The 12893-nt window shown below is 44.4% G+C and carries 13 protein-coding genes and 1 tRNA gene; 4 read left to right on the top strand and 10 right to left on the bottom strand.

Going from position 1 to position 12893, the window contains the following annotated elements:
• Positions 1-84: 84 nt before the first annotated feature.
• Complete coding sequence (locus tag ACDJ59_RS05060; protein WP_017687366.1) at positions 85-792, top strand: helix-turn-helix domain-containing protein; 708 nt, start codon at positions 85-87, stop codon at positions 790-792.
• 145 nt (positions 793-937) lie between these two features.
• Here the strand turns inward: ACDJ59_RS05060 and ACDJ59_RS05055 are convergent, their stop codons facing one another.
• The 3 genes from ACDJ59_RS05055 to ACDJ59_RS05045 form a co-directional block, all read right to left on the bottom strand.
• Positions 938-3859 carry an insulinase family protein gene (locus tag ACDJ59_RS05055; protein ID WP_413407860.1) on the bottom strand — a complete coding sequence of 974 codons (2922 nt, stop codon included), beginning with the start codon at positions 3857-3859 and terminating at the stop codon, positions 938-940.
• 372 nt (positions 3860-4231) lie between these two features.
• A tRNA-Leu gene (locus ACDJ59_RS05050) sits at positions 4232-4317 on the bottom strand.
• Between the two features lie 236 nt (positions 4318-4553).
• Complete coding sequence (locus ACDJ59_RS05045) at positions 4554-5003, bottom strand: general stress protein (RefSeq protein WP_124116048.1); 450 nt, start codon at positions 5001-5003, stop codon at positions 4554-4556.
• 207 nt (positions 5004-5210) lie between these two features.
• Here ACDJ59_RS05045 and ACDJ59_RS05040 point away from each other — a divergent pair, with 207 nt between their 5' ends.
• Positions 5211-5435 carry a hypothetical protein gene (locus ACDJ59_RS05040; protein WP_017687353.1) on the top strand — a complete coding sequence of 75 codons (225 nt, stop codon included), beginning with the start codon at positions 5211-5213 and terminating at the stop codon, positions 5433-5435.
• A gap of 194 nt (positions 5436-5629) precedes the next feature.
• Here ACDJ59_RS05040 and ACDJ59_RS05035 read toward each other — a convergent pair whose 3' ends face one another.
• Together ACDJ59_RS05035 and ACDJ59_RS05030 are read right to left on the bottom strand one after the other, a co-directional pair.
• Positions 5630-6112, bottom strand: coding sequence for a DNA-entry nuclease (locus ACDJ59_RS05035; protein ID WP_413407859.1), 483 nt, complete (start codon positions 6110-6112; stop codon positions 5630-5632).
• Positions 6113-6221: 109 nt separating this feature from the next.
• Entirely contained in the window at positions 6222-7370 is a 1149-nt protein-coding gene (locus ACDJ59_RS05030; protein ID WP_076328073.1) for a sensor histidine kinase, read from the bottom strand.
• A 307-nt stretch (positions 7371-7677) separates the two neighbouring features.
• Here ACDJ59_RS05030 and ACDJ59_RS05025 point away from each other — a divergent pair, with 307 nt between their 5' ends.
• Both ACDJ59_RS05025 and ACDJ59_RS05020 read left to right on the top strand, forming a co-directional pair.
• Entirely contained in the window at positions 7678-7872 is a 195-nt protein-coding gene (locus ACDJ59_RS05025) for a DUF6199 family natural product biosynthesis protein (RefSeq protein ID WP_036614780.1), read from the top strand.
• Positions 7873-8012: 140 nt separating this feature from the next.
• Positions 8013-9236 carry an MFS transporter gene (locus tag ACDJ59_RS05020; RefSeq protein ID WP_413407858.1) on the top strand — a complete coding sequence of 408 codons (1224 nt, stop codon included), beginning with the start codon at positions 8013-8015 and terminating at the stop codon, positions 9234-9236.
• Between the two features lie 41 nt (positions 9237-9277).
• On the opposite strand, the gene ACDJ59_RS05015 is transcribed toward ACDJ59_RS05020, so the two are convergent.
• The 5 genes from ACDJ59_RS05015 to ACDJ59_RS04995 all read right to left on the bottom strand — a co-directional run bounded on the left by ACDJ59_RS05015 (position 9278) and on the right by ACDJ59_RS04995 (position 12719).
• Positions 9278-9607: a DUF1904 family protein gene (locus ACDJ59_RS05015; RefSeq protein WP_017687348.1), complete on the bottom strand. Its 330-nt coding sequence runs from the start codon at positions 9605-9607 to the stop codon at positions 9278-9280.
• A 160-nt stretch (positions 9608-9767) separates the two neighbouring features.
• Positions 9768-9890, bottom strand: a complete 123-nt coding sequence (locus tag ACDJ59_RS05010; protein ID WP_083679583.1) for a sporulation protein YjcZ — start codon at positions 9888-9890, stop codon at positions 9768-9770.
• A gap of 91 nt (positions 9891-9981) precedes the next feature.
• On the bottom strand, positions 9982-10680 hold the full coding sequence (locus tag ACDJ59_RS05005) for a hypothetical protein (RefSeq protein ID WP_413407857.1): 699 nt from the start codon (positions 10678-10680) through the stop codon (positions 9982-9984).
• A gap of 176 nt (positions 10681-10856) precedes the next feature.
• On the bottom strand, positions 10857-11024 hold the full coding sequence (locus ACDJ59_RS05000; RefSeq protein ID WP_413407856.1) for a hypothetical protein: 168 nt from the start codon (positions 11022-11024) through the stop codon (positions 10857-10859).
• A gap of 138 nt (positions 11025-11162) precedes the next feature.
• Positions 11163-12719 carry a tetratricopeptide repeat protein gene (locus tag ACDJ59_RS04995; RefSeq protein ID WP_413407855.1) on the bottom strand — a complete coding sequence of 519 codons (1557 nt, stop codon included), beginning with the start codon at positions 12717-12719 and terminating at the stop codon, positions 11163-11165.
• Positions 12720-12893: the final 174 nt, after the last annotated feature.

Here is a 12893-nt window from a genome sequence, read left to right as displayed (position 1 = left end):
ATTTCTCATATAACATCATTTTTATGAATGACTTTCATCATTTTCACGTACTCTCAAGAAACATTGGCATAAGGAGAACCGGTTATGAACAATATCAATCAGGAAGTTGGCAAGAAAATACGAAACTTTCGGAAGTGGCGAGGATTGACCATTCAACAGCTTGCAGATCAGATCTTCAAGAGCAAGGGTACTCTGTCCAAGTATGAGAGCGGAGATATTACACTTGATCTGGTCACGTTACATCATATTGCGAACGCGCTCAACATTCAGGTGGAGCAACTCTTGTACCAAGAACCAAGGCATGCATCTCCCCTGATGAATGCGGTCCCGTCCAGCTTTTTCAAGAACTCCACACGTTTCTATTCTTACTTCTATGACGGGCGTAACAACAGTCTCATTCGTTGTGTCATTGACATGATGGCTCAATCGGATGCCAACCGTTATCGCACCGTGATGTATATGAATGTGAAGGATTTTGAGAACTACCAAGAGTGCGAGAATATGTATTGGGGCCACACCGAGCATTATGATACACTCACCACGCTGATTTTGAAAAATCAGGCCACGCCGCTGGAGAACCTATATATTAATATTTTGGCGTCTTTTCAGGAATCGGAGAAAAAATGGGGACTGATGGCTGGTGTTTCGTTCAGACCTTTCATGCCTATCGCGCTCAAAATGTTATTCTCCAGAACCCCTCTGCCCGAAAATCAGGAGTTATATAATGAATTAAAAATCTCAAAGGAAGATCTGCGGACCCTGAAAATATACAACATGCTCGCCGTCACCTGAACAACGCAGGGTGTCACACATTCTCATATGGGATGGAGACAGTCCCTCCCCATTAGAAAAGGCACTTCTATAAGCTGTTGAAACCAGCTCATAAAAGTGCCTTTCGCTTTGCTGCCTATTCGACCCGGAAATAAGCGACTAATGCTTAGTTTTTAATTAAATCCAGCGTCTCGTCAAACATTTGTTTCTGTTCCTCAATCTTGTTCTCATTACCGATCACACAGCGCTGTTGCTGTTTAAGTACGGTCGATAAAAGCTCAGCAAAACCGATAATGTCGCTTTCCTTCGTGCTTAACACTTCGTCACGTTCCTGTTGCAGATCCGCTTCAGTCACATTCGACAGATAACACTCCAACGAGAATGCTCCTTCGCCATAAGGTGTTCTCGGCGTATCAAGATCCTGAATCGCACCAATGATATAACGCGTCATTTCCCGCTCGTCTGCCCGGAAATCGTTCAAATACTGCGGTATCTCTTCATATACTTTGTACGTTTTATCGAGATTTGGATCACGATACGATGCAACGTAGCTGTCTCCGTTCCGTCTGAAGCCTGACATACAGCCATAAGCTCCACCTTTGGCTCGGATATTGGTCCACAAGTAATCCAGAGACAGGATTCCCTGCAAGACCCGTAGTGAACCGGTGTATTGATATCCTTTGTCGATATAATTGCCCGTTTGCACCACATACTGCACCTCCGACGGGGATCGGAATCCTTCCTTATGAGTAGCCGGTGTGAATGTAAATTCTTCCTTGGCAACCTCATGTGTGAACAGCTTCGCTTTCAGATCAGATACCTGTTGCTCCAGTCCTTCATATCCCTGCTCATCGGCAGTGTAACTAACAAGCAAGTTCTCCGGTCTGAAAATATACCCCGTCAACTCTTGCAGACTGGAAGACAACTCTTCTTTTCTAGCCTCAAAATTCGCCTGAAGATCCTCTAACCACTGGTAAAACGCGATACCACTCACTGCTTCCCTGAAATCCGCAACCGCTGAATGTTTGGACGAAGATCGGCCAATTCCCGCAGAGTGTCCGCTATTGATCAGATTACGTTGCAGATTACCTTTCATCTGAGAGATGATTTCATATAACCGCTTCGAATTATCGAATTGGGAAGTGAACACGATTTCTTTGATCATATCAAAGGCAAATCCAAGCTTGTCATACAACACTTTTGCGTTGAACTCATAGGTAGCCTTGAATTCATTGTGCTTATGCGCGTTAGCATAAGATCCTATCCCGCTTTGAATACCACCCGAATGGATATGGATTTCATTGGACAGTTCATTAAACGAGTAGTTTTGAGTATCCACGTAACCCAGTACATTTTTCAGCAACCCTGCATACGGCAGGAGATGACGTGGCACTTCTTTGATATCAAACAGCAGTCTCAGATAACCAATTCCGTTCGTGTAGAGGTTATGATGGAGAATGGTTGTGCCGTCGACCTGGTTCACCGTTTGATGCAACGTAGAGGCCTTCGGTTCGATATCTTCAATCGATAACGTCGGAATGACCTGCTGCTGCTCTTTGGTTGAAGGTGTATTCTGATACTCGGCGAGTGCCTCCGTTTTCTGAATCAACGTCTGAACTTCTTCCTCACTAAGACCAGCCTGAATAGTTTTCAGACGTTCTTTCAACGCTTCTTCTTTGCGTGAGTTCAGCCCCTTATCCGGGGTAAGCGCCACAAAAGAAGTATGTGTGTTCTGCAAAATATATTTCTCAATCAGTTGCTCGAAGTAACCTTCGTTCATTTTTGTCCGCAGTTCAGCAAATACGTCATTGGCTTCTAAATGAGTGAAAGGTGCTTCTTCATCGTACAACCAGCTTTGCAGGGAAGAGAATCCGTAGATCAGGCCCTTCGGCATTCTGCCGTAGTCCGCTTCTCTATGATTGAACTCATACGAGTTAATTCCAGCAAGCAGCGCTTTAGGATCAAAGCCTTCTTTTACCACACGCTCAAGCACTTCTTTGACCGTTCCCAGGAAATCCTCTTTGCTCGCCAGATTGCTCTTCTTCAGTCCAACCGTGAACACAGGCTGATACAGGCTGTCATCATACGAACCGTAGACATCCTTGGCAATGCCCTTATCCAGCAACGCCTGCTTCAGTACCGCTCCCGGAGCGTTCAGAAGGGCGTATAACAAAATTTGGAACGAAATGTTCAGTTCCTTATCCAGACTTGTGCCGATCACCGCATTGTAGGTCAAGAAGCTGTTATCCACTTCCGATTCCGTACTTCCCGCAGAGTAAGTCTTAACTGTGTCTACCCGTTCTGCAAAGGCAGGTTGCAATTGAATGGCCGAATCAATCTCGATTCGATCATATGCACTCAGGTAGTTCTCATCCAGCCATTGCAGCTTCTCTTCCATATCCATATCCCCGTAGAGATAGATGTAACTGTTGGAGGGATGATAGTATCTCGTGTGGAAATCCAGCAGCCCCTGATAAGTCAGATCCAGGATAGCTTCCGGGAACCCGCCAGACTCGGAGGAGTATGTGGTATCCGGGAAAAGGGAGTTCAGCACTTCTCTGCGCACCATTCGTTCCGGTGAAGAAAAGGCCCCCTTCATCTCGTTATATACAACTCCGTTGTAGGTTAACTCATCGTCAGCAGAGGTCAGGTTGTAGTTCCAGCCTTCTTGCAAAAATATCTTTTCATTCTCATAAATATTTGTATTCAATACTGCATCCAGGTAAATATCCATCAGGTTATGGAAGTCATGATCATTGCGACTCGCGATCGGATAGATCGTCTTATCGGGATACGTCATGGCGTTAAGGAATGTATTCAATGAACCTTTCAGCAACTCAACAAAAGAATCCTTGGCCGGAAATTTCTTGGACCCACAGAGCACGGAGTGTTCGAGGATATGGGCTACCCCTGTATTGTCTTCGGGAGGTGTGCGGAAACCGATACTGAATACTTTGTTGTCGTCCTGATTGGACAAAAGTACAATTTTGGCTCCGGATTTCTGATGTTCCAACAGATACGCATCCGATTTCAGTTCTTCGATTCTGCGCTCCTGTAACACCTTGTATGGCTTAAGCTGTTTCAACATAAACTTGAGTCCTCCGTCCATAAGATTGTTTTATTGGTTTTGTGACTCTATATAAGTTCAAATATGGTTATTTACACGGGCACTCCGATGACAGAACAACAGCTGTCCTCTCCGTTATTGTGTAAATGTGTAGTTGAACTTATATCGTTCAGCAAGGTAAAGGTAATATATGCCTATGGATAGTATACACCATTGTTCTGTCTCTTCATAAAAGTCAGGTAAATGTACCTTCTGATATGTATTATGCAGCGTTTATGTTTATGAGCTGCATGGTGATATGGTCTGCAATGAAGTGACATTCATATTAAAGAACATAAAAAAAGATCGCATGCAGCTTGGTTAACAAGCGTCATACGATCTTTCTTTTTAAGATGCCGAGGACCGGGATCGAACCGGTACGGTAGTCACCTACCGCAGGATTTTAAGTCCTGTGCGTCTGCCAATTCCGCCACCCCGGCAGGATTATGTATTTCTTGGCGACAAGAAATATCTTACCATGAACTAATTAACTTTGCAACACTTTTTATTAAAAATAATAAAAAAATGAAACAGGCACTGCAAGCGTCAGCTCACAGTGCCTAGAAAGTCCGAGTTGCGGTCCCGGACTTCCGGTAAACCAATCTATATTAAGGGAGGTGTGAAATAAGAATACCTCCCCAACATTAAAGAAACCTAAAATCAGCCTTAAATTAAACTAAAAAAGTAAAATAGGTCGAACACGAGCCGCTTCTTCCTCACTGCACTCCACGATAACCAAGATATGGTCCTTTAACAGCCAATCTTCGTAATACCGCGCATCCTCCTCCGAGATTCCCGCTTCAGTCAGTGTAAGCACCAAATCATCGGTCTCACTCCCAATCTCATTACCAGCGAGTCTACGCACTGCATTTCCGATGGACATCGTCTGATCCATTCGCTTCCCCAGACCAGCCAATATGCCTTTCAGAGCGCCAAAGGCACCATCCGTTCCGGCACCCTTCAAAGGTTTGGGCAGACCTGTCTTCTCGCTCACCAGCTCCAGATTAAGCTGCTCCTTCGCCACCGCTCCTAAATATTTATCCTTGATGCCTTCCTCTTTCACCTGATTCAGCATTAATATAGCCTCGTTCTCGGTACGGGCCAGCCCAATAATCAATTGTGTCATTCCGTTTCCCTCCTTTTACCCTAATATAACCCCGTAATCCCTATTCAAAAACGGATCGTCCACAGCTAAGACAAATCACCTAGAAGAATGTTGATTTCTCTTCTGGAAATCTATACCTAGTTCTGATAGACTAGATAAAGAAGACAAATTAACCATTGAAAAAATTGACATATGGATTTAACATCTCATAATCAGGAGCAATGACTTATGAAAAAAGAGGTAGAAATTGCCATCCGGCGCAAGCAACAGATCATGGTTCGTAATACAAGCGGTCAGACGGTAACCGGATTTCCCGAGCGTACCGCTGATACATCCATTCTCTCCTTACGTACGGTTCACGGCAGTCTGTGGATACCGTTTGATGAGGTTGAACATGTTACGCGTCTGTTAAGCATCCGGTCTCATCATTTAAGCGGAATGCAACTCGTTTAGTCGGCTCTGCAATCCTTGAAACTTCAGTTCCCGTATAGATACGTTAACTAGACTTATTTATGCCAGCACTTTATACCAAAAAACCAGACGCATGCACGTCTGGTTTTTCTCTTCTACTTTTCCTGTACCACGCTGCCACTGACCTCTCAACAAAGGCCTTACAATCCTTGTTTCTGCCCAACCATATCCTGGTGTTACTTCACTACAAACTTCACTCGTGTTCCATCCGGATATGTACTTAACTGATTCCCTACCCATGAACCTGCACCACGATTATCTTTCGGGGTAATGTACTGGATATCTGCACCTGTTCCTCCCTCAGCGCACATCGCCATGGGCCACTCGTCACGATCCTTACCTTTTTTGACCGGAACACCTTTAAGGGATAAATCCCGATTGCCTTCCGCTCCATTACGATCAATGGTGCATACATCAGAATGCCCTGCCTTGATAGCGGCTTTAATATGTTTGGCTGTTTCGGGATAACGCTCTGAAGGGAACGTGATGGTATGGTCTACACTCTTATTAGTCCCTACGAATGGATTAGGTATCTCCTCCGGCCATTCGCCCCCAGCCCAGGCATAGAGGGCTACCAGCAGCATTGCTACCAGCGTCAGAACCTGCTTTTTGAAACCTTGCTTGCCTTTGCGTTTACTTCTTGTGCGTCTCTTACTCATGCTGTGTCTCCCCCATTCAACACTTGCATTATAACAGAACGCCCGTTCGTAAAACAATCCAATACAATAAAAAAACAGCCGAGACCGCCCGGCTGTCCTGCTTGATTGATTATCCTACATTGGGAATGGCCTGTTGGCGCAGCAAGGGCAGTGTCACCTCAAACTGTGTACCTTTCCCTTCTGTACTTTCCACCGAAATCTGACCATTCATCAGTTCCAGCAGTTCTTTGCAGATGGTCAGACCAAGACCGCTTCCGCCAAATCGGCGCGCATGGGAGATGTCGGTCTGGGTAAATGCATCAAACAATTGTTCGATCTGATGCTGAGGAATGCCAATTCCCGTATCACGCACAGAGAATACCAATACAACGGTATCCATCAGTTGTTGCCTCACATCCACCTGTAACTGCACTTCACCTTGTTCCGTGAACTTGATCGCATTACTCAGCAAATTATCCAGTACCTGCCGAAGTCTTAGCGGATCACCGATAAGCACATCAGGAACATTCAGATCAGCATGACAGAGCAGACGTATTTGTTTATTCCGTGCCGCAGGTTCATGTGTCTTGACAATCTGTTGAATCAGCTTCAGAGGTTGAAACTCAATGTTTTCAACATCCATTTTGCCTCTACCCAGTTTCGCCATATCCAGGCTATTGTTAATGATGTTCAGCAGCGCCTCACCTGATTGACGTGCAAGCTCCAGATATTCTTTCTGCTCATCCGTAGTTTCACCCATACTGGCAAGTTCGATCATGCCCATAATGCCGTTAAGCGGGGTACGAAGCTCGTGATTCAACTTGCCGATGAATTCCAATTGCCCTCTGCTGTTCATCTCAGCCATGGAAGTTGCAAACTTCAACTGCTGTTCAGCATACTTCCGTTCTGAAATATCGTATTGAATGCCTACAAAATATAAACACTCTCCGGATTCATTAAAGATCGGATCAATATTCAGTTCGTTCCAGAACTTCTGACCACTTTTTGTATAATTTAAGATATCAATCTTAATGGATTGTTGTTTCTTTAATGCATCACGAATCTGCATTACCGTTTCGGGGTCTGTATCCTGCCCTTGCAAAAATCGGCAATTGTGTCCGACAGACTCTTCATACGTGTATCCTGTCAGTTGGGTAAAGTGTTCGTTTACATACATGAGCGGAAGCTCAGGCAAGGTAGCATCGACCACGGTCACGGAGGATTTCACTTTCGAGATGATAAATTCCCATTGTAATGAGAGTTGATTATGTTGGCTCATGCCTTCCTCCTTCATCTCACACACATTAATGTTTATATATTCTGCAATCGTACATTATAAGGAGAGAAAACTAACCAGTCGGAATGTGTTGATATTAAATCAATATATTTTAATTGTAACATAGTTATTCAAGTCATGTGGTTCTTGGGTAATAGTTGATAACTAACATTCCACAATAACCTAACTACTCATCAGGAGGAACATACATGAAATTTCTGTTAATTATCATCATTATCATTTTGATTGTAGTCTTTTTTACCAGACGCAAACGTTAAGATAAGATCCGTTATGTAAGTGAGAAAGGAAGATGGGTATGAGAACCCTCTTTTTTATATTCATGGTACTCTGTATCATCAATCTCTGTTTCCCAAAATTCGGCTGGTATCTGCGCTATGGCTGGATTTCCCGGGGTGAAGCCGAACCCAGCAGGCCTTATATGACTATGGTCAGAACGACCAGCCTGCTGATGTTGCTTATCGCCTTCACACTTGCTATGGCATGAACTATAGGCATTAGAAGATGACTGCCCTGTTGGGCAGTTTTTTTGTGGTGAAATGACGGGAAAATGATAACTTTGTTTGTGGTGCAATGATGACAATGCCCGTAATATAGATATATCGTTTCGGAAAGGACATCATTGGCATGAACATCGCATTTTATCCGTACTGGGCCGCCAAGACGCTGCTCTCGCTTATTAATGTCATATATATCATGGTCATTACTACGTTTATATACGGTCTCACTGGATCGGTACTCTCTGCTGCAATATTTCCACTTATTCAGATCGTTGCACGCATAATAGCAGGTTTCACTTTGCCATTACTTGTGAACCGTTCCCCATTCTCCAGACTATTGATCAGCATTTCCATAGCCAAAACATTAATCATGACCTGTATAGCCATTTCGTTGAATCACTTGATTTCACAACTGCCGCTTCTATTGATCGGAGTGGTCATACTATCCTTCTTGGACGGATGGGAAACTCCGTTACTGAAGACTTTAACGCCACGATTGGTTCAAGGTGAAGACCTTATAAAAGCAAATAGCCTGCTATCTTTCTCCAATCAGACTGTAACCATTGTCGGTTACGCCATGACGGGATTCGCCGTGATGAACTGGGGGGCGTCACAGACCTTCTGGGCAGCTACAAGCTTGTCCTGGGCCGTTCTGATCTTCATGATTGCCATGGGCTCGCTCACACGGGATGTAGAACAACCCCAGAAATCTGCTGTATCGTGGAATGTATTGAGTGAAGGCTGGAGTATACTTTGGAACAATCGATCATTACGACTGATTACGCTTATGGACATTGCCCAAGCACTTGCGGGTTCCATCTGGATCGGAGCTGTTACGCTTGCCTTTGCAAAAGAAGCTCTGGGACGAGGAGAAGGTTGGTGGGGACTCATGAACTCGAGTTACGCTGCTGGAACCATGCTTGGAGGTATTCTGGCTCTTGCACTAGCCAAACGTATTCAGAAGCATCTAATCGCTAGTATGACCATTGGTTCTCTTCTCTTCAGCCTTCTGACCGTCGTTTATGGTCTAAACAACCTGCCATGGCTCGCTCTGGTGTTATGCATACTGATGGGTCCAGTTCATCAGATTCGTGATGTGGCTCAGCAGACAGCGCTTCAGAACAGTGTACCTGTCGAATCCCTAACCAAGGTATACGCCACCCATGGCGTCCTGATATCCACGGTTATGAGTGTATCCATAGTTATCTTTGGTCTAGTCGCCGATCAACTGGGCGTTCGGTGGGTATACCTTATCGCTGGAGCCTTGTTTATTTTGTCTGCGATATGCTCATTATCGTTGAGCCGGGTTCACAGGAACCAGCCCATTGCTAAACATACGAAAAATATGTAAATCAAAAGAGACGAGCAACATTCTGCTCGTCCCTCACAATCTCAATCCAATCGATAATCTGTCAGCGGCCTGCCTTTTTTATAATACAAAGTAGGTGACAATATATTGAAGAAAATATGCACATCCGGCATGTATGCTTCTTCCAAAATAGCTTGCACCGACGATGCAATCCGATTATGAATCTCCTGGTCACGTTGAAACATCAGAATCTCTATAGAAGCCGGAGAAGGTGTTAGCGCTTGTACATCATGACGCTCTGCCTTCATTCTCTCCCTTGGAATATGAGTAATTAGGGCCATCTGCTCTGTAATTTGGGGTACAACTTCCTCTAGCTGAGGACCTGTGAATCCTTTAAAGCGAATAAACGGCATTGCTATCCCTTCAATCTCTGTTAATAGTCTCTTATGTGATTTTAAGCACATTGTTTTCAGTTGTCAAATGTCATGGATGACATATGTTGCTTCTTATAAACAGGAAAAGCCCCGCTGAAGTCTCAGCGGAGCCCACTGTTTGCACGTTTCTATACGTGACTTACAGCCAGAAAGATTTTGTGATGATCACGAGCAGGATGAACAGCACGAGAATTGCACTTGTGGAAGTCCATCCGCCACCGAATCCACCAACATTGCCACAACCGTATCCAACTTGACTCATTTGATTGGCCTCCTTTGAATTTCAAGGTATGCCATAACATATGCGTATTCCGCGCAAGTGATCGGGCTATTCGACAAGTTCATCAGCCCATTCATCTGGGATTCATGCCTGGTAACTTAACCGGATGGGTGATGGAGATTTTCAGTTGTTTTTCTTGTGACTCCTGAGGTGAAGGGTCTGTATTTCCCCTGTCCAGAAGGATTGTACGAGTGCGTGTATCACTTCGGGATGCCAGAACAACCTCTCCATCAGCTGTTATACAATACGCGATTGGAATGGATATCTCGCTATCACGGTACGAACCATCCGCATGGCTTGTCCCCATGACAATACATTGATGCTTCAAAGCGATCTGCCGAGCCTCTTCGACCCACTCACTGTACTGCTCTTCACTGAACATGCCCACACCAATGGAATGCATCACAATGTCCACATTTCCTATATTCTCGTTGCGAAATCCTTGCAGGACCAGCTCATCACACAACAAAGTACTTATCGCCCATTCCTGTTCCTCAACCGTCTCAGCAGGTGTATATTTAGCTTTCTCCAATACAATCTCTCCAGCCGTACTGATGATGATCGATCGGTCCTTCGGGCGTTCGTGCAACCTGCGATGACCTGATACAATCATGGTTCCATATTCAGCCGCCAGGCGGCAAGCGTCTTCGACATTCTGGTTCAGATAACCTTCAGGAAAGAATACTACATCTGCATCAGGATGTTGCTTGAGTTCGGCTTCAAGCTGCAGCAAATGCTGTTCCAGCCTCGGTTGTCCAATGATAATCTTCATCTGGCATCCCCCATTCATAAATAAAAGCCGGTTCATACCTGAATAAGGTACGAAACCGGCTTAAAGGTTGCACGGACAGAACAGAAATCCTGCTCACCGTACTTCGCTTCAAGAGTAATTGGTTCTCATGTTATTGCTCGGTGAAACAATTACCTTTACAGTTCAATGATATGTAGTTAGGCATTTCTACGTTCAATACTATCATATATAGCCTGCCCATCATAGCTTCGATCTGTAGCGATATCTTTCACCAATAGGACACTGTTTTCATTTCCAGATAAGATACTCAGTGCCCCCAGCACCCAAGCAAGTGGATATAATGCAATGGATAACATTTTCTTCATAATTCTGTCTCCTTTTCTGTTTAAACAGATAATTGGTTTAATATCCCATTAATACGATTACAACCCAATTAAGTTTCAATTTTATATACAACCATCACTATTTCTAGACATACAGGAGACAAACTAAAATTGTTCCGTTCAGATCAACTCGAAACTCTGGAGCAAGGCTGCCGCCTCTTCATGATCAGGCTCCAGAGCCAATACTTTATGGGTATATGACAGGGTTTCTTCTTCCAGTTCAAGTTCATAACAGCACACAGCCAAGTCATACAAGACGGCTGAATTATGGTTACTCGGATCTGCAACCAATGATATCTCCAGAAACCGTTTTGCATCCTCATACATATACATCTCATATAATAGCTGCCCTGCCAGAAATGCGAGCCCCCCTTGCTGCTCCATCACATAGTAGGACGACCACATCGTATGAATTCCAGACTGAATATCAAGCATTTCCTCATCACTTGCATCAGGAAGAAGACTGGAAATGTGCGTAGCACTGTGAATCAAGAATTCCGCATCATATCCGCCCAGACGCCAAAACGGCAAAATATGCTTTAACTCCATACTCTCTATTCGAGAGTCTACCCATTGTTTCATGCTGAAAAAGTCATCCGGTCCAAAACGTTCAACAAATCGATGGTAAGCCAGACGTGTGTTCACATAACTGATGGGTTCGTCCACCATCAACATACACCCAACGTTCAGATCTTTGTAATGATGTGTTGTGAATCGAGTATGAGCGCCCTGTTGTTCAAGAACATATTGAATGGCATGGTAGTTAGCCGTTAAAGAAAAACTCCCGTGAAGAACAAATTCAGGTGGCTCTGCAAACTTCCAGTTATCCAGCCGATGATCCCCTTTATCAGCGGTAATCAACACATAACCTGACTGTGACAGCTTGTTCAACCGTTCGAGGCAGGACAACCCGATTGCAGGGAACAGAATGTGCGAATCCTCCAGTTCCTCTTTGTACAATGTGATAAGCTCCTGATAAGGATAATTACCTGCACTGTATTCCGGCGCTCGGCGATACTCATAACTCAGCGTCATGTTCTTCAGCATCTCAGCAGGCTCAAGATCAAGACGACGATCCGGGGATTGAACAAGCAGATCGCACTCATAGATCTCGCCGTCCCCAATATAGATTAATTCCTGTGGAATGCTGTCAAAAAAGTAATTAGCAATCAACAACAACGGTTGTTTCAGATCACCCGGCCGAATAACCGTGCCTGCAACGACCAGATTCAATTCCGTATCCGCTACAGCGTCAAAACGTGCAAAATCCACTATACCTTGTTGAATAAAGGATTGCATGGATGGATGCTCCTGCCAACCCAGCACATTCTCCGCTACGAGATCCGTCATCACATATCTGAAAGGCGGTAAAGGTATTCCAGCAAATTCCTTTAACTCAAGCAATTTCAGGAGAACTTGATGTGCCAAACGCCCTACACCCGCTCCAAGTTCAAGAATGGTTACGGTCTCTCTGATCTTTCCTTTGTTCGAAAGGTCCTGAAGAAAGCCAAAGATCATCTCTGCATACGCCGTAGCAATCAACGGATTACTAGTAATATATTGAGGGACTTGGTTCTCTGTCCAAGCTTGTAGCCCCTTCTGCTCATAATAAGCTCTCTGCCAATCCCATACCGGAGCTTCACTGTAACGAAAACGTTGACTTTCATTTGACGTCATTAAACGGAAACCTGCTTTCTATCACTAATTTCATACGTTTCTCAGATGTTCACGTATTATTTTATGTCCAATACCATTCAATCTCTGTAATGCATTATATCATAGAACCCTGCCTACTCGATGAAGTTCAGTTTTCCCCTTCAACATGAAAAAAACCTGCTTTTGAGGGCAGGT

It is taken from the genome of Paenibacillus amylolyticus, from assembly GCF_047302515.1.
Taxonomy (GTDB): domain Bacteria; phylum Bacillota; class Bacilli; order Paenibacillales; family Paenibacillaceae; genus Paenibacillus; species Paenibacillus amylolyticus_G.
This window is presented reverse-complemented; position numbering and strand designations above follow the sequence as displayed.